Source organism: Akkermansia sp. NBRC 115031 (assembly GCF_030268505.1).
Lineage (GTDB): Bacteria > Verrucomicrobiota > Verrucomicrobiia > Verrucomicrobiales > Akkermansiaceae > Akkermansia > Akkermansia massiliensis.
Map to the genome: position 1 here is coordinate 1 of NZ_BSQU01000007.1, position 16,043 is coordinate 16,043.

The 16,043-nt window shown below is 57.8% G+C and carries 15 protein-coding genes; 9 read left to right on the forward strand and 6 right to left on the reverse strand.

The annotated features are described in order from the left end of the window. Positions 1-385: 385 nt before the first annotated feature. The 3 genes from QSJ36_RS09865 (at position 386) to QSJ36_RS09875 (ending at position 3,288) form a co-directional block, all read left to right on the forward strand. Complete coding sequence (locus tag QSJ36_RS09865; protein WP_215443488.1) at positions 386-1,942, forward strand: sialate O-acetylesterase; 1,557 nt, start codon at positions 386-388, stop codon at positions 1,940-1,942. A 304-nt stretch (positions 1,943-2,246) separates the two neighbouring features. Next, positions 2,247-2,738: a transcriptional regulator NrdR gene (nrdR, locus tag QSJ36_RS09870; RefSeq protein WP_012419886.1), complete on the forward strand. Its 492-nt coding sequence runs from the start codon at positions 2,247-2,249 to the stop codon at positions 2,736-2,738. A 22-nt stretch (positions 2,739-2,760) separates the two neighbouring features. Then, positions 2,761-3,288 (forward strand): hypothetical protein, encoded by a 528-nt coding sequence (locus QSJ36_RS09875; protein ID WP_022395913.1) that lies wholly within the window; start codon positions 2,761-2,763, stop codon positions 3,286-3,288. Between the two features lie 9 nt (positions 3,289-3,297). Here QSJ36_RS09875 and QSJ36_RS09880 read toward each other — a convergent pair whose 3' ends face one another. After that, positions 3,298-4,152, reverse strand: coding sequence for a nitroreductase family protein (locus QSJ36_RS09880; RefSeq protein ID WP_285468586.1), 855 nt, complete (start codon positions 4,150-4,152; stop codon positions 3,298-3,300). A 99-nt stretch (positions 4,153-4,251) separates the two neighbouring features. On the opposite strand from QSJ36_RS09880, the gene QSJ36_RS09885 reads away from it, so the two are divergent. Then, positions 4,252-4,584, forward strand: coding sequence for a helix-turn-helix domain-containing protein (locus tag QSJ36_RS09885; RefSeq protein ID WP_215443484.1), 333 nt, complete (start codon positions 4,252-4,254; stop codon positions 4,582-4,584). A 6-nt stretch (positions 4,585-4,590) separates the two neighbouring features. Here the strand turns inward: QSJ36_RS09885 and QSJ36_RS09890 are convergent, their stop codons facing one another. Continuing rightward, positions 4,591-6,270, reverse strand: coding sequence for a SulP family inorganic anion transporter (locus QSJ36_RS09890; protein WP_215443483.1), 1,680 nt, complete (start codon positions 6,268-6,270; stop codon positions 4,591-4,593). 135 nt (positions 6,271-6,405) lie between these two features. Next, positions 6,406-7,773, reverse strand: coding sequence for an argininosuccinate lyase (gene argH, locus QSJ36_RS09895; RefSeq protein WP_180975203.1), 1,368 nt, complete (start codon positions 7,771-7,773; stop codon positions 6,406-6,408). 303 nt (positions 7,774-8,076) lie between these two features. On the opposite strand from argH, the gene QSJ36_RS09900 reads away from it, so the two are divergent. Continuing rightward, a complete protein-coding gene (locus QSJ36_RS09900) occupies positions 8,077-9,252 on the forward strand; it encodes an ATP-binding protein (RefSeq protein ID WP_022395989.1) in 1,176 nt (391 codons plus the stop codon). Between the two features lie 66 nt (positions 9,253-9,318). Beyond that, positions 9,319-9,996: an SWIM zinc finger family protein gene (locus QSJ36_RS09905; protein ID WP_215837106.1), complete on the forward strand. Its 678-nt coding sequence runs from the start codon at positions 9,319-9,321 to the stop codon at positions 9,994-9,996. Positions 9,997-10,013: 17 nt separating this feature from the next. Here QSJ36_RS09905 and QSJ36_RS09910 read toward each other — a convergent pair whose 3' ends face one another. From QSJ36_RS09910 to QSJ36_RS09920, 3 genes are all read right to left on the reverse strand, one after another. After that, positions 10,014-11,501 (reverse strand): hypothetical protein, encoded by a 1,488-nt coding sequence (locus QSJ36_RS09910; RefSeq protein ID WP_022395987.1) that lies wholly within the window; start codon positions 11,499-11,501, stop codon positions 10,014-10,016. A gap of 169 nt (positions 11,502-11,670) precedes the next feature. Beyond that, positions 11,671-12,960, reverse strand: coding sequence for a phosphopyruvate hydratase (gene eno / locus QSJ36_RS09915; protein WP_180971640.1), 1,290 nt, complete (start codon positions 12,958-12,960; stop codon positions 11,671-11,673). Between the two features lie 154 nt (positions 12,961-13,114). Further along, positions 13,115-13,948, reverse strand: a complete 834-nt coding sequence (locus QSJ36_RS09920; protein ID WP_285468595.1) for a deoxyribonuclease IV — start codon at positions 13,946-13,948, stop codon at positions 13,115-13,117. 169 nt (positions 13,949-14,117) lie between these two features. Here QSJ36_RS09920 and QSJ36_RS09925 point away from each other — a divergent pair, with 169 nt between their 5' ends. The 3 genes from QSJ36_RS09925 (at position 14,118) to QSJ36_RS09935 (ending at position 16,028) form a co-directional block, all read left to right on the forward strand. After that, positions 14,118-14,444, forward strand: a complete 327-nt coding sequence (locus tag QSJ36_RS09925) for a metalloregulator ArsR/SmtB family transcription factor (protein ID WP_022395984.1) — start codon at positions 14,118-14,120, stop codon at positions 14,442-14,444. A gap of 76 nt (positions 14,445-14,520) precedes the next feature. After that, the gene (locus QSJ36_RS09930; RefSeq protein WP_285468598.1) at positions 14,521-15,036 is read left to right on the forward strand and encodes an MTH895/ArsE family thioredoxin-like protein; all 516 of its coding nucleotides are present in this window, start codon (positions 14,521-14,523) and stop codon (positions 15,034-15,036) included. 17 nt (positions 15,037-15,053) lie between these two features. Next, positions 15,054-16,028, forward strand: a complete 975-nt coding sequence (locus QSJ36_RS09935) for a permease (protein WP_102722194.1) — start codon at positions 15,054-15,056, stop codon at positions 16,026-16,028. Positions 16,029-16,043: the final 15 nt, after the last annotated feature.

Consider the following 16,043-nt stretch of genomic DNA (forward strand, 5'->3'; position numbering starts at 1 on the left):
TTCCGAACCCGGAAGTGAAACGCTGCCGCGCCAATGGTAGTCGGACGATAGGTCCCGCAAGAGTAGGTCGCCGCCGGGATTTTTTTTCATCAGGCCCCGCCAGTTCCTCAACTGGCGGGGCTTGTTCTTTTCTTGATGGAACGATCTTCCTTCCTCCGGCTAAGTGGAACATTTGGTGCATGCCGCCTGTCCGAGCCGTCGCGCTTTTGCCTCCTCCAAGCTCTTCGGTAAAAAATCAATAAAGCGGCTATGCTGTCCATCGGGAGCATAGAAGAAGAACTGGTCTTTTCCTTTTCCTCCTCCTTCCGGCTCCCATATCCGGCAGTTGACGATTGAAAAGGAAAATTCCGGCAGTTATAGTTGTGTTCCTGCAATTGTAACTCAAATGACCTATCTGCTGTCCTTCCTGTTCCTGTGCCTTGTTTCGGTATGCTCCGCAAAAGAATTGAAGATTTTTTTGCTGACGGGCCAATCCAATTCCCTGGGAGCCGTGAAGGGCAGTCCCGCTTCTCCGGAGTTGTTGAAGAAGTATGAGCCGAAGAATACGCTCTACTGGCATGAGAACTTCGGCCAGAGGGAAGGGGTGTTTCCCGGGGCTTCCACGTCCTGGGAGCAGGTACGGCCCGCCATGCCGCGGTATAACGGCAGTTTGTGCATGGGGCCGGAGTACGGGTTTGCCTTTACGCTGGAGAAGAACGGATGGTTCAGGGATGCGGACGTGGCGGTCGTGAAGGCTTCCAGGGACGGCGGCGACAATTCCCACTGGCAAAAGAACGGCCAGGCTTACAAGGCGCTGGTGCAGGCCGTCAAAAACGCCTGTGCCGCGGTAGACAAGTCCAAGCACTCCAAAGTGGAGTTTGCCGGGCTGCTGTATTTGCAGGGGGAAAGCAATATCGGCGCTTCCGTGCCGGAGAGCGCTTCCCGTTTTCTGGAGCTTCTGGGCAATCTGGCGGCGGACTTGAAACCGTACGGGGATACGTCCGCCCTGGCCGCACAGAGAGCCGTCATTGGCGAGAATGCCAACTGGGCCGGAAAGAATGAAAGCGATCCGGAGACGGGCAATGTTACCGGCGGCCTGGAAGGGCGCGATACCGAAGTTCAGGGAAAAACGACCCACCAGGTGATGAAGGAGCTGGCCGCCTCCCGTCCGTCCCTGGGCTATGCCCCTACCAGGGACCTTCCCAAGCTGACTGCCGGCGACCAGATGGGGGTGCATTACAACGGCCAGTCCCAGATCAGCATCGGCGCGCGCTTTGCCTATGAAGCCGCCCGTCTGGCCGGGAAGGATGCCGGCTCCGTCCGCAGCGGCCGTTATGAGGCTCCTCTCGGTTCTCCGGATGCCTGGATGAACCGGAAAATGCCGGGGAAAAACGTGGGCGTGTGGAACTTGGCTTCTTCCGTAAAACCCAGCATTGTATCGGGCGTGGTGAAGCTGTTCGGCATCCGTGTGGAGGACCCCGCCGTTAATACCGTGATTATTCAGAGCAAAGGAGGGGGCTCTGGCGACCGTTTGGCGCTTGGGCCGGGAGGCATCCGGCTGGCGGAAGGGAAAAATTTGCAGTTGGAGACAAATGTACAGCTTGCGGGCCGTCAGGCCTGGAATATTCCGGGAGGCTCCACCGTGGAACTCAAGCCCTCACCGGTCCAGGACAAAGCCCACCCCGTCCGCTTGTCCGGACAGGCGGAAGTGCAGGTGGTTCGTGCGGAAGGCGGAGGGGGAGCGGAGGGAATGGCCCGCGTCGTGTTGGAACGGGTGCTGCCCGCTTCCTTGAAATGTTCCTGGATCTTGTCCGGAAAGGTGGAAATGTCCCTGGAAGGAATGGAGGGGCAGGCCCTGAATCTGGGCAGAGTCCTCGTCAAAGACGGCGCTGTGTTGAATCTGAATGGCGCCAGGCTGGCTGCGGGCAGTATCGTCAATCAAGGCGGAACGGTGAACCCGTAATGGACGGCCATGAACGACCCTGGCGCGGACCGGAATCCGTTCAGGGCTTTTCCGGTTTTTATTCCGGTGGGAGGAGAGCATAAAAAATGTGTCTTCACACCCGGAGTACATGGAAGCCTGCCTGCCTCTTATTCACAATTCCGGCATTTCCGTCAACCCGTGTGGAAACGCGGACGGGAGTATTTTTGTCCCCGGCTTATTCACAGGAAGTCTTGGTTGGGAGATGCTGGCCATTAAGGCCTCTGTACTATATTTGGCGTACTTTTTCCTTTATGGATGCGTTATGTAGTAGTATGGTCGTGCCATGAGATGCGTTCAGTGCGGTCATTTGGAGGATAAGGTCATTGACTCCCGTATGTCCAAGGACGGGACGACCATCCGCCGCCGCCGCGTGTGCCTGAGGTGCGATTACCGTTACACGACCTATGAGCAGATTGAACGTACGGAGCTGCGCGTTGTAAAAAGAGATAACCTGCGGGAAGCCCTGAACCGCGAGAAGATTTTGCGCGGCCTGGTGAAGGCCTGTGAAAAGAGGCCCGTGAGCATGGACCGCTTGGACCGCGCCGTGGAAGAAATTATTTCCGAATTGCACCGCGACCATTTGCGCGAAGTTCCCTCCAGCGAGATCGGCAAAAAAGTGATTGAAAAACTTTACGCCATCGATCCCGTCGCCTACATCCGCTACGTGTCCGTGTACCGCCAGTTTTCCAATGTGGAGGAGTTCATCCAGGAGATCACGCAGATGCGCCACCAGACGCTGATTGATCCCCTCCAGCGCAAGCTTCCCATCCTTTAAATTTCCCCCTTTTCCCTGTTCCATGATCGGCTTCCGAAACAACAGACCGCTGCTCAAGCTTGGTGATTGCCTGATCACCGAGTACGGGGAACAGTGGCTGGCGGATGCCCTGGAACATGCCGCCCGGCGCGCCGGAACCACCCTGCCGTTCAAGGATGACCTGCTGGCCTCTGTGCGCTATTATCTGGAGCATGAGTGCGACCTGTCCGTCATGCAGGTGTCCGAGCTGTATGAACGCCTGCGCCGCATGCTTACGGAGGTAGGCCTGGCGCACCTGGCAAGGGAGCTGAAGGAGGAAACGCCCCCCATGACGGTCAGCGTGGCGGAGATTGCCCGCAGCGTGCCGTTCTGGCTGTTTTTTGCCTGTGAGCTGAAAAAGCAGGTGGAAGAATTGCAGGTGCACGGCATTACCAAATACTGTTTTACCGGGAGAAAGGAATGCGTGATGGCGCTCCAGGGCAGGAAGCGGTGGGACCGTTCCTGCCAGACCCTGCTGGAAGACCTGGATTTCCTCCTTTCCCGCTATGAGGAGCAGGAAGCGGACCGTTGACGGGGAAGCTTACCGGAACCTGATTTTACGGCGCTTCCGTTCCGGCATGCGTTTGAGCTGTACGGTGGGCATCCCCAGCACAAGGGCCTGATGGACCGCGTGCCCTTTCGGCAAATCCAGGGCGCGGAGAAGCGGCTTGTACTTGAAAACCCTGCATCCCAGGACCAGGCCGCCCATGTAGCAGCTCCCCAGCCCCAGCGCGGTCAGGGCCACCATGATATTATGGGAGAGGACCGTAGCGTCTTCCCGCGCGGTTTGTGACGCCGGGCCGGTCAGCAGGAGCAGGGCCGGGGCGCTGTACAGTACGGGGTCTTCCCCCCGTTCCGCCGCCTGCCTGCGCAGGGGTTGCGTAGCGGTTTCAGAGATGACGGCGTGGTAATCCTGCGGGGAGAGGGCCAGCCGGGCGGCCAGGCGGGTGACGGGGAAGGCGGCCAGCCTTTCCAGCTTGTCGTACATGCGGAGCAGGGCCTTTCTGATGCCGGAGAGGGTATCCGGGTCTTCCACCGCCGTCAGGCGGATGCTCTGGGCGTTCAGGCCGGACTGGGAGTATTCCGCCGCTCGGCGCAGGACGTTCCACGTTTCCCGGCTGACGGGGTCCGGTTTGAAGTGCCGCACGCTCCTGGTTTTCATCAGCAGGTTCAGCACTTCCGCTTCGCCCGGAACGGGGCCTATGGGTTCCGTGCTTTTTACTCCGGAGTGGGTAATGGCCTGCCGCGGGCAGACGGCTACGCAATGGCCGCAGCCGATGCAGTATTGTTCCGCAGCTCCTTCCAGGGAATCGAAGCCGCAGAAGCGGATCAGGAAGCAGGCCTTTTCACATAAATGGCAGTGGATGCACTTGTCTTGGTCGATGGTCAGTTTCATGGCTGTGTGGATTGGAATTCCCGCCAGCATAGGGAGACAGGGAGTTTTTGACAAGTAGGCACTATTTTGTAATATAGTGTCAAAAAAGATACTGTAACGATGAAAAAGCCTTCCTCCTCTTACCGTTGTCCCTGCGGCGTCACGCTCTCCCTGATTGGGGGAAAGTACAAGATCGTGATTCTCTGGCACCTTTACCAGAAGGCCCCCGTGCGATTTAACGAGCTGCACCGGATGATTCCGGAGGCTACCACCAAGATGTTTACCCAGCAGCTCCGGGAGCTGGAGGCGGACGGATTGGTAGAGCGCAAGGCATACCCCGTCATTCCGCCCAGGGTGGAGTATTCCCTGACGGCCTTCGGCAGGAGCGTGCTGCCCGTACTGGAAGCCATGAATGAATGGGGCGCGGCCTACCTGGCCGCACGGGGGGAGTAGCCGCCGTTACAGGTGTTTGGGCGCGGGACCGTTGATGATCTTACGGGCGCGGTTCAGGGCGGCGTCAATATTCTCGCAGATGTTGTAGCGTTTCAGCTCCCGGTAAAAGGGCGCGTGGCGGATGACATCCAGGGGTTGCGGCTGCACGCCGCAGACCAGCAGGGTGGAGCCGTGCTCCCGGCACTGGTGGCAGAAGTCGGAAAGAACATTCAGTCCGGTGGCGTCCAGCGCGGGAACCAGGCGCATGCGCAGAATGACTACCTTGGTATCGTGCTCCAGCGTTTCCAGCACCTGGTCCTTGAACTGTTCCACGGCGCCGAAAAAGAAGGGGCCCTTCACGTCAAAAACTTCCACGCCTTCCGGAATGCTGAGTTTGGCCGTAGAACGGTCTTCGTCGTCTTCCTCGTCGTTATCCAGCAGCTCGTTTTTAATGGCGGAAACGTCGCTGATCTGGGCCATGCGGCCCATGAAGAGCAGGGCGGCAAGCACCACACCCACCTCCACGGCCACGACCAGGTCCACAAAGACGGTCAGCAGGAAGGTGATCACCAGCACCGCCGCATCCTGCCGCGGCCCTTTCAGCAGGCGGCTGAACGTGTGCATTTCACTCATGTTGTAGCACACCACCGTCAGGATGCCCGCCAGCACGGCCAGAGGAATCTGCTGGGCGTACTGGGCAAAGGCCATCAGGATGGCAAGAAGGGTCACCGCGTGAATCATGCCGGAAACCGGGCTTTTGGCCCCCCCCTTGATGTTGGTGGCGGTGCGGGCGATGGCCCCGGTGGCCGGAATGCCGCCGAACAGGGCGGACCCGATGTTGCCGATTCCCTGGGCAATGAGTTCCATATTGGGTTTGTGGCGTCCTCCCGTCATGCCGTCCGCCACGGAGGCGCTCAGCAGGGATTCAATCGCCGCCAGCAGGGCGATGGTGAAGGCCGGGGCCGTCAGCGCCCCCAGGTTGTGCCATTCAATGTGGGGCAGTGAAGGGAGGGGAAGCGTGTTCGGAAGGCTGCCGAAGGCCTGCCCGATGGTGGTTACGGGCAGGGAGAAGGCTACGGAAACGGCGGTCATGCCCAGCATGCCCACCAGCATGGCCGGCACCCTGGGCCAGAAGCGGCGGCTCAGCAGGGTGATGGCGACGGTGCCGACGGCCAGCGCCAGCGCCGCCCAGTTGATGGTGTGGAAGTAGTTGAAGTAGCACGCCCATTTTTCAATGAAGTCGCCGGGGATTTTTTCCGTGATGGTGAGGCCGAAGATGTCCTTGATCTGCGTGGAGAAAATCACCACGGCAATGCCGGAGGTAAATCCCGTGGTGACGGGGAATGGAATGAAGCGGATAAGTGCCCCCATGCGGCAGAAGCCCAGGATAATGAGAAAGAGGCCCGCCATCAGCGTGCAGACCAGCAGTCCGGACGCGTGGTACTGTTCCAGCACGCCCATGATGATGATGACGAAGGCGCCGGTGGGGCCGCCTATCTGGTACTTGCTTCCGCTGAACAGGGAAATGAGGAAGCCGGCCACGATGGCGGTGATGAGGCCCTGGGTGGGAGAGAGCCCGCATGCAATCGCAAAGGCCATCGCCAGCGGGATGGCCACCACGCCGACGGTGAGCCCCGCGAAGAGGTCCGCCAGAAAAGTTTGCTTGGTATAGGTCTTGAGAGAGGAAAGGAGAGCAGGTCTGAACATGGCTGCCGGGATGTTGGCCGGCTGCGGTGGAATGCCGCCGCCGGAGGGGTGTAAAACGTCTCCTTCCTGCACCCGGAGGCGCGCCGCGGAGACGGACGGCAGGTTCCCCGTTCCGTCCGCTCCCCGCAGGCAGTGTTATTTGGAAAGAATGTCTTCCCAATAGGCGATGCGGCGGCGGGTGTTCCCGGAATTGGGAGCCCCCGGGTTGGTACGCTGGGCGAAGGCTTTTGTCAATTCAAATACGTCGCGCGCGTCCGTTCCGTACGCGTCTGAAATGGAGGCGAACTGTTCGTCGCTCAACTGGTTGAGGGGCGTACCCGTGGAAATGCTCATGGCGACGGCTTTTCCGACCAGTTCGTGAGCCTTCCGGAAGGGAACGCCGCGGCGAACCAGGTAGTCCGCCAGGTCCGTAGCCAGCAGCATGGGATCGGAAGCCGCTTCCAGGGCCCGGGCCGTGTTGACCGTCATGGCGGCCATCATCTCCGCGTTGACGTCCAGGGCCAGCTTGATCGTGTCAATGGAATCGAAGAGGGGTTCCTTGTCTTCCTGGAGATCGCGGTTGTAGGTCAGGGGCAGCCCCTTGACGGCCACCATCACGGCGGTAAGGTTGCCGTACAGGCGTCCCGTCTTGCCGCGGGTCAGTTCCGCCACGTCCGGATTCTTTTTCTGGGGCATCAGGGAGGAGCCCGTCGTATGGGCGTCAGAAAGGGTGGCAAAGCCGAATTCCGCCGTGCACCACAGGATGACGTCCTCGCTCATGCGGGAAAGGTGCGCGCCGATCACGGCCAGGTCAAAGAGGGTTTCCATGATGTAATCCCGGTCCGCAATCGCATCCATGGAATTCTCCGTTACGGCGTCAAAGCCCAGTTCCGCGGCAATTCCGTGGCGGTCCAGGCAGATGGTGGAACCGGCGATGGCTCCGGAACCCAGCGGGGAAACGTTCAGGCGCCTGCGGCAGTCCGTGAGGCGGTCTGCGTCCCGGTTCAGCATTTCCACGTAAGCCAGCAAATGGTGGCCCATCGTGACGGGCTGGGCGCGCTGCAGGTGGGTGTACCCCGGCATCATGGCGTCCGCGTATTCCTTCGCCTTCATGACCAGCGCACGCTGCAAATGGCGCACTTTTTCCAGGATTTCATCAATCTCCGCCCGGCAGTAAAGCCGTGTGTCCGTAGCCACCTGGTCGTTGCGGGAGCGTGCGGTATGCAGCTTGGCACCCGGCGCGCCGATGCGGCGGGTCAGCTCGCTTTCAATGTTCATGTGCACGTCTTCCAGCTCCCGGCTCCACGTGAAGCTGCCTGCCTCAATGTCCTTCAGAATGTCCTTCAGGCCGGATTCAATGGCGCTGAATTCCTCCTGCGAAAGCAGGCCTGCCTTGAGCTGTGCCCGCGCATGGGCGATGGATCCGGCAATGTCCTGGCGGAAGAGCCTCCAGTCGTAGGAGACGGATTCGCCGTAGCGTTGAACCAGATCAGCGGTGGGTTTAGAAAATCTGCCTTTCCACATGACCCACATGTTGTGCCTGAAGCCATGTTGTTTTGAAAGCTTGAAATAGGTAATGTGGACGGATTTGGAATGGAGTTTTTATTCTACCTAGTTCTATTAAATTTTAGATAGAACTAGGTAGAACTAGGTAAGAAGAGGTAAGAAGAGGTAAGAAGAGGTAAGAAGAGGTAAGAAGAGGTAAGAAGAGGTAAGAAGAGGTAAGAAGAGGTAAGAAGAGGTAAGAAGAGGTAAGAAGAGGTAAGAAGGTCTAGTAAGTTCTACTTGAAAAGCCTTAGAAGTATACTTACTATAACGGGCTATATTATGGATGAAATAAAAAATCCCTTTTCACCAGGTGCTGGCTCTCCTCCTCCCGAGTTGGTAGGGAGGTCCAGCATTCTTAGACAAACAGAGATTTTATTAGGGCGTACTTTGAATAGGAGACCAGAAAAAAGCATGCTTCTAACTGGTTTGAGAGGAGTAGGGAAAACGGTTCTACTCAATGAAATGGAACGATTGGCGCAACAACATGGATATCATACGATCTCGATTGAAGCACATGAAAATAAATCTTTAGGTGCCAGTCTTGCTCCATATTTGAGGAGGTTGTTTTTTGAATTGAACAGATTGGCCGGAACAGGTGATAAAGTTAAAAGGGGGCTGATTGCTCTTAGAAATTTTATTGGAACTATCAGAATTAACTATGGAGATTTGGGATTGGACTTGGATCCGTTACCGGGTGTAGCGGACAGCGGAGACCTTGAAAATGATTTGCCTGAGCTTTTTCAGGCATTGTCGGAGGCAGCCATGGAAAAACAATCCGCTGTTGCCATTCTTATTGATGAAATCCAATATTTTAAAGAGAAGGAATTAAGTGCATTGATTATGGCAATGCATAGAATTCAACAGAAACAGAGTCCTATTGTCTTATTAGGTGCCGGGCTTCCTATTTTGCCGGGTTTGGCCGGAGATTCTAAATCCTATGCTGAACGCTTATTCAGTTTTCCTGATGTTGGAGCTTTATCCCAGGAAGATGTTGCTCGCGCATTGCAGGAACCGGCCAGAAGGGAGGGAGCTGTATTTGCAAATGATGCTCTTGATAAAATATATGAACTTACTCATGGATATCCGTATTTTTTACAAGAATGGGGATATCAGGCTTGGAAACAGGCGCAAACTGAAAATATTACATTGGATGTAATTAATCGGGCAACGGAGAAGGTTATAGAGAGATTGGATCAAAATTTTTTCCGTGTAAGATTTGATCGGCTTACTCCGGGAGAAAAAAGATTCCTGAGAACCATGGCAGAATTAAGATCTGAAAGGATGCGAGCCGGAGAAATTGCACATGCTCTGGGAGTTACTGTGAACAAGATAGGTCCAACCCGGGCCCATTTAATGAAAAAGGGAATGATATATAGTCCTTCTTATGGAGAATTGGCATTCACGGTACCTTTATTTGGAGATTTCATGCTGAGAACAGTTCCTAAAGAACATTAGTGAATGATTCATAAGCCGTTCTTTATGGAATAAAAGGTAAAATATCATATGTGTGAAAATGATGGCATGCCCCTGAAACGGGCGGATTTGCGGAAACGCGCGGAGGAGAAGGCGGCGGAACTGGCCGCGGAGGGGATAGAGCTGCATCCCGTGACGGCTTCCGGGCGAAATCTGGCGAAAAAGTTCTGGGGAAAGGAATGGATGAAGAGCCTGGCCGCGTGCGAGGTGTACGGCATGCGGCTGGCCCCCGGGCGTACTTATTTGCGCTATGGCTGCGTTCTGGACGTGAAAGCGGCTCCCGGCCGCATTGACGCGCTGGTGATGGGGGAGCATTTGTATGAGGTCCGCGTGCATGCCGCCCCTCCGGATGAAGAGGCGCTTGCCCGGCTGCGTGCGCGGTGCGCCGGGCATATCGGTTCCTGGATTGACTTGCTGAAGGGGAACCTCTCCCCGGAGCTGCTGGAAATCCTGTGCGATCCGGAGGGCGGCCTGTTCCCCGCGCCGGAAGAGTGGCGTTTTTCCTGTTCCTGCCCGGACTGGGCGGATTTGTGCAAGCATGCGTCCGCGGTCCTGTACGCCTTCGGCGTGATGCTGGACGAACAGCCGGAACTGCTGTTTACCCTGCGCGGAATGGACGCCTCCGCCCTGATTCCGAAGGCTCCGGAAGCCGTTCCCGGCGGAGAAGACGCGCTGGACAAGGATGCCGGGTCCCTGTCGGACATGTTCGGCATCAGGCTGGATTGATTCCCGCCGCCGTGACGTTATGGCCTTGTTCCGGTCTTGAACAGCCAGGCGGGGAGGGGATGGCCGTCCTTTTTGACGAATTGGCGGCAGACGGGGTCTTTCCGGCGGTCAAGCATGCCGCCGTGCGCCGTCAGCTGATGCTCCTGCATAGTGCTTGCCCGGGTGGAGAACGTACCCGCTTTTTCCATCATGCATTGCAGGGACGGAAGGGCCGTGCAGGCCAGGTAAAGAATCAGGAGTGTCCGGTATTTCGTGCCCCCCTGGCGGAAGGCATGGAGAAAGAGCAGGGAGAGGAAGGGATAGAGGACCGCCGGGGCTTTAAAGAGAAGTTCATTATTCATGATGCCCGTGCGGAAAAAGAGGCTGCCTGCCATCATCCCCAGCGTGATGTAGTACAGCGGATTCCTCCGGCATGCTTGGAAGAGCAGCGCACCCGGCAGCAGAACGCCCAGGGCCAGAGCCAGCAGGAAACTGGCGTATTTGACGGAGCCGGGATAGAGCAGCAGCCGCTGCTGGCCGTAGTGGTAGATTTCCGCATACTTCCCGGCAAAAAGGCAGGAAAACTGCCCCCCACCGTCCAGATGGGCATAAAAGACGGCCATGACCGCCGCGCACAGGAAGGCAACCCAGAAAGCCGGCTGGAGCAGGAGGGACCGGAGCCGGGAAGGAGAAGCCTGCTCCGTTGGGCGGCAGAACAGGGTTTCATACACTATGTACGGAAGGAGCAGAAGAGCGCCCAGCGGGGAGGACGGCAGCAGCAATGCCCCCATGAAATAATATCCCGCGGCAGGCAGGGAGCGGGTCAGAATAAGCACGGCGCACAACAGCGCCGGAACGGCATGGTTGAACGTGTTGAAGAGTTGGGCGGGCATGCCGATGAACAGCACCATCTGGGCATTGTATTCCGCGAACAGGGAGGGGAGGGGCATTCCCAGGCAGTCCAGCGCCGCTGCCGGAGATCCCAGGCAGAAGAGAACCAGCGCCCACCAGGCCGTTTGCCGGACGCCCCAGCGGGAGGCAGCTGCCAGCAACGCCAGTTCCAGCCCCAGGAAGGTCCACAGGGCCAGCAGCCAGGGAGCCCATGCATCCGGACAGCAGGAGGTGGCCAGCGCGGGAGGCAGCCAATGGCCCAGGTAGTAGATGAAGTGGCGCCCGTCTGCCATGACGAGGGGCCAGGAGCCTGCCGCGAGCTGTTCGTAAACGGCGTTGCGGACCGCAAAGTCCGCGTGCTGCTGGCAGTGGCCCGTGAAGCCGCACAGCAGCACCAGCAGCAGGCAGAAGGCGGACAGAAAGCCCAGCACGGCCAGTCCGCGGGCTTTCAGAGGAAGCCGCTGTTCCGGAAGATTCCGGGTGCAGGCGTAAAATCCATACGCCAGTGCGGCGCAAAGCGGAACGGAGAAGGCGGGATGCAGCCATCCCCACAGGAAGAGGCCCAGAGGAAGCGCCAGGTACGCCAGTGCCGCGCACAGCAGGGGGCGTGTGGGCAGGGAAAGGCTGGGAGACATGGCGCGGAACGGAGATGGGGCTTTTTGGCAATGCGGAATCCGAAAGCCCAGCATTGCATATTTTGTCCCAAAGAAAAGGATGCAATTACCCCGGAGAATGAAAAATCCCCGCGCCGCCTCACGACGACCGGGGATTTGGGTTGCTTTATACCAGTTCCGGCAAAAGGGGTCAGAACAGGCCGAATCCGTTGCCGTAGCGGGCAGATTCCCCCAGTTCCTCCTCAATCCGGAGAAGGCGGTTGTATTTGGCCATGCGGTCGGAACGGCTCAGGGAGCCGGTCTTGATCTGGCCGGCGTTGGTCCCCACGGCGATGTCCGCGATGGTGGCGTCTTCCGTTTCCCCGGAGCGGTGGGAAATAACGGCAGTGTAGCGGTTGCCCATGGCCAACTCCACGGCATCCAGCGTCTCCGTCAGGGAGCCGATCTGGTTTACCTTCACCAGAATGGAGTTGCCCACGCCCAGATGAATGCCTTTTCTGAGGAATTCAACGTTGGTGACGAAGAGGTCGTCCCCGACGAGCTGGGTGCTTTTGCCCAGTTTTTCCGTCAGGATTTTCCAGCCGTCCCAGTCGTTTTCCGCACAGCCGTCCTCAATGGAGACGATGGGGTATTTCTTCTTCAGTTCCACGTAGTAATCCGTCAGTTCCGCGGCGGTTCTGCGGCTGCCGTCGGACTTCTTGAAAACGTACAGTCCGGATTCCGGATCGTAGAATTCGGAGGAAGCCACGTCCAGGGCAATGGAAATGTCTTCCCCGAACCGGTAGCCGGCCTTGTCCACGGCCTGGGCGATGCAGTCCAGCGCGTCTTCCGCGGAGTTCAGCCTGGGGGCGAAGCCGCCTTCATCACCCACGGCGGTGGAAAGGCCGCGGCTGTGCAGGACGGATTTCAGGGCATGGAAGACTTCCGCGCCATAGCGCAGGGCTTCCCGGAAAGTAGGCGCGCCGGACGGAACGATCATGAATTCCTGAAAGTCGATGGGCGCGTCGGAGTGGGCGCCGCCGTTGATGATGTTCATCATGGGGACGGGCAGAACCTTGGCGTTCGGACCGCCCAGGTAGCGGTACAGGGGCTGTTGCAGCTGGGCCGCCGCCGCCTTGGCAAGCGCCAGGGAAACGCCCAGAATGGCGTTGGCTCCCAGTTTGGCCTTGTTGAAGGTGCCGTCCAGGGAGCTCATGAGGGCGTCCGCCGTGGTTTGTTCCGTCGCTTCCAGGCCGATCAGGGCCGGGGCGATGACGTTGCGGATATTGTCCACAGCTTTGGTGACGCCTTTGCCCTGGTAGCGGGCCGTGTCGCCGTCCCTAAGTTCCCAGGCTTCATGTTCCCCGGTGGAAGCTCCGCTGGGGACGCCCGCCGTGCCTGTGGCTCCGCCTTCCAGATAAACGTCCGCCTCAATGGTGGGGTTGCCGCGTGAATCCAGAATTTCACGCCCTGTTATTTTTGCGATGCGCATTTCTTTCATAAAAGCCGGATGAGTTCTGCCTTGAAAAGCAGATATTGGAATTAGTTTAAACTAATTTATAGGCCTTGTGTATACCGTATCCGGGGCGGGTGCAAGCTTTTTCTCCGGAAGAAGGGCCGGCTTCCAGACGGTACGGGGCTGCCGTTGGGGCAGGTCAGCCGCGGTAATGTTCTCTCAGCCACGCTATTTCTTCGCCGTGCCCGGCGTCGTCCCGGGGCGTTTCCAGGAAAAAGGGCACTTCCCGGAGGGAAGGATGGTTGATGATGTTGATGAAGGCCTGTTCTCCCAGGCTCCCCTTGCCGATGGTTTCATGGCGGTCCTTGAAGGAGGAGAAAGGCGTCATGCTGTCGTTCAGGTGGATGGCGCGCAGGCGTTCCAGGCCCAGCACGGAGTCGAACTGTTCCAGCACGGCGTCCAGGCTGTTGACGATGTCGTACCCGGCGGAATAAACGTGGCAGGTGTCCAGGCAGACGCCCAGCTTTTCTTTCAGGTCCACGCGCTCAATGATGGCGGCCAGTTCTTCAAAGGTCCTGCCGAGCTCGCTTCCCTTGCCGGACATGGTTTCCAGCAGAACGGTGGTTTTTTGGTCCGGAGCAAGCACGCCGTTCAGTTGGTCCGCCACCAGTTCAATGCCTTTTTCCACTCCCTGTCCCACGTGGCTGCCGGGATGGAAGTTGTAAAGGTTGCCCGGCAGATACTCCATGAGCTCCAGGTCTTCCCTCAGCACCTGAGCCGCAAAGCGGGTGACTTTGGGGTCAGCGGAGCAGGGGTTCAGCGTATAAGGGGCGTGCGCCAGCAGCGTGCCGAAGCCGTTGTCTTCCGCCAGCTTCAGAAAACGGGCAATGTCTGGTTCATCAATGGCCTTGGCCTTGCTTCCGCGCGGATTGCGGGAGAAGAACTGGAAGGTGTTGGCGCCGATGGAAAGGGCAACCCTGCCCATGGCTTCGTAACCTTTTGCGGAGGAGAGGTGGCATCCGATGTACAGCATGGCGGTAAAGGTATGTAAACGAGCATATCGGAAGGGAATTGCCGTGTCCAGCATGGGGGGTGATTTCAAGCGACTGCCTTTGTGCGCTGTGCCTGCGCGGTGTGCCATGGCCGTGGCGGGAAAACAGATTGACATTTTTACGATTTTGAAAATAATAAATCCATTGCGTATGTCCGATTGCTCCTGCACCTCTTCATCCCGTCCGGTTCACTCCGTCAAGGAGCTGGAACCTCTTGCCGGTGTTTTCAAGGCGCTGGGGCATCCCGTGCGCCTCATGATTGTGGAGATGCTTCTGGATGGAGAACGCTGCGTCTGCGAACTGCAGAAGGATTCCGGACGTGACATGTCTACCGTTTCCAGCCATTTGAACGTGTTGAAGAACAGCCGGATCGTGTCCTGTGAGCAGCGGGGGAAAAATGTGTATTATTCCCTGTGCTGCCCCTGCCTCAGCAGCGTGCTGTCGTGTTTGCAGGAAAGCCCGGCGTTAAAGGGGTAACGGCATTGGTATTCAGTTTGTTCAGTATTTTTTATTCATAATTTTGATATTCTTAAAAATATAAATCAATAATTACATGAAGAGGATAGTAATTTACGGACCGGGGTGCGCCAAATGTACGGCATTGGCGCAGGTGACGGAGCAGGTCATGCGGGAACTCTGTCTGGAACCGCTTCCGGAAAAGGTGACGGATGCCGCGCAACTTGCCGCCGCCGGAGTGCTGGAAACCCCGGCTCTTGGGGTGGACGGCAGGATTCTTGTTTCCGGCACGGTACCCTCCCGGGATGAAATCAGGAGGATGCTCCAAAAAGCGCTTCAAGCGGATTCTCCGGAGGAGGGTTGCTGTAGCGGAAGGCCGGAGGATTCAAGGGCAGTAAAGGGGAATCTTCCCCATTCGGAGGCAGGTTCCTACGGGTGCGGAGGAGGGGGCTGCTGCGGCAGCGCTTCCTTCAAGCGAAAGGGCGGATGGAAAAGGGCTGCCGTCTGGGCTGCGGCGCTGCTCATTCTGCTGGCGGTGGTTAAGATGATGAATCACCGGGAACGTTCCGGGGGCGGGGAACCTCCCCGCCCGGCTGTTTCCGCAGAGCGGTAGGAGAATTCTTCCCGGTTATGATTCAGGATTTTGCCGACTGGCTGGTTTACGGGGTGTTGGAGTTCACACCCCATACCCGTCTGGGGGAGGCGGTCAACTTCTTCGTGTACGACACGGTGAAGATCCTCTTCCTGCTGTACGCGATCAGTCTTTTCATGGGCGTGGTGAACGCCTATTTCCCGGTGGAACGCATCCGCGTGTTTTTGACGACAAAGAAGCTCTACGGGTTTCAGTATTTTTTCGCCGCCCTGTTCGGGGCGGTCACGCCGTTCTGTTCATGTTCCTCCATTCCCCTGTTTATCGGCTTTGTGAAAGGAGGGATTCCGCTGGGCGTGACGTTTGCCTTCCTGATCACATCGCCTCTGGTGAATGAGGTTGCCATCGCCCTGTTCCTGGGGGCGTTCGGGGTCAAGATCACGGTGATTTATGCGGTCTCCGGCATTTTGCTGGGGATGATGGGAGGGGCTGTGCTGGAGAGGTTCAGGCTGGAACGCTATCTGTCCCCCTGGATACGGGGGCTGCTTGTCCAGTCCGGGGAGGAAAGCGGCGCGTGGGAGCGGAAGGGGACGCCGTTCCGGAAGAGATGGGCCGTCATCATGCATGATGCGTGGGAAATCGTAAAGGGAGTGGCGCTGTATGTGGTGATCGGCATCGCCATGGGAGCGGCGGTGCACGGCTATGTGCCGGAGGGATTTTTTGAAGCGTCCATGAGCCGGGAGCATTGGTGGGCGGTGCCGGTTGCGGTAATTTGCGCGGTTCCGATGTATGCGAATGCGGCGGCGATAGTTCCGGTGATCCAGGTGTTTGTGGCGAAAGGCGTTCCGATCGGCACGGCGATAGCGTTCATGATGGCGACGGTAGGGCTTTCCGTGCCGGAGGCGGCCCTTCTGAAGAAGGTGATGACCTGGAAGCTGATCTGGATTTTCTTCGGAACAGTGACGGCGTTTATCATTCTGTCCGGATACGTGTTCAATATATTGATTGCTCCATAATTCCTGATGGGCGGA

Excerpts from the sequence above, each read along its gene's own strand:
- QSJ36_RS09865 (WP_215443488.1), top strand. The coding sequence starts at position 386 with ATGACCTATCTGCTGTCCTTCCTGTTCCTGTGCCTTGTTTCGGTATGC.
- QSJ36_RS09930 (WP_285468598.1), top strand. The coding sequence starts at position 14,521 with ATGAAGAGGATAGTAATTTACGGACCGGGGTGCGCCAAATGTACGGCA.
- nrdR (WP_012419886.1), top strand. The coding sequence starts at position 2,247 with ATGAGATGCGTTCAGTGCGGTCATTTGGAGGATAAGGTCATTGACTCC.
- eno (WP_180971640.1), bottom strand. The coding sequence starts at position 12,960 with ATGAAAGAAATGCGCATCGCAAAAATAACAGGGCGTGAAATTCTGGAT.
- QSJ36_RS09880 (WP_285468586.1), bottom strand. The coding sequence starts at position 4,152 with ATGAAACTGACCATCGACCAAGACAAGTGCATCCACTGCCATTTATGT.
- QSJ36_RS09935 (WP_102722194.1), top strand. The coding sequence starts at position 15,054 with ATGATTCAGGATTTTGCCGACTGGCTGGTTTACGGGGTGTTGGAGTTC.
- QSJ36_RS09905 (WP_215837106.1), top strand. The coding sequence starts at position 9,319 with ATGCCCCTGAAACGGGCGGATTTGCGGAAACGCGCGGAGGAGAAGGCG.
- QSJ36_RS09900 (WP_022395989.1), top strand. The coding sequence starts at position 8,077 with ATGGATGAAATAAAAAATCCCTTTTCACCAGGTGCTGGCTCTCCTCCT.
- argH (WP_180975203.1), bottom strand. The coding sequence starts at position 7,773 with ATGTGGAAAGGCAGATTTTCTAAACCCACCGCTGATCTGGTTCAACGC.
- QSJ36_RS09920 (WP_285468595.1), bottom strand. The coding sequence starts at position 13,948 with ATGCTGTACATCGGATGCCACCTCTCCTCCGCAAAAGGTTACGAAGCC.
- QSJ36_RS09925 (WP_022395984.1), top strand. The coding sequence starts at position 14,118 with ATGTCCGATTGCTCCTGCACCTCTTCATCCCGTCCGGTTCACTCCGTC.
- QSJ36_RS09875 (WP_022395913.1), top strand. The coding sequence starts at position 2,761 with ATGATCGGCTTCCGAAACAACAGACCGCTGCTCAAGCTTGGTGATTGC.
- QSJ36_RS09910 (WP_022395987.1), bottom strand. The coding sequence starts at position 11,501 with ATGTCTCCCAGCCTTTCCCTGCCCACACGCCCCCTGCTGTGCGCGGCA.
- QSJ36_RS09885 (WP_215443484.1), top strand. The coding sequence starts at position 4,252 with ATGAAAAAGCCTTCCTCCTCTTACCGTTGTCCCTGCGGCGTCACGCTC.
- QSJ36_RS09890 (WP_215443483.1), bottom strand. The coding sequence starts at position 6,270 with ATGTTCAGACCTGCTCTCCTTTCCTCTCTCAAGACCTATACCAAGCAA.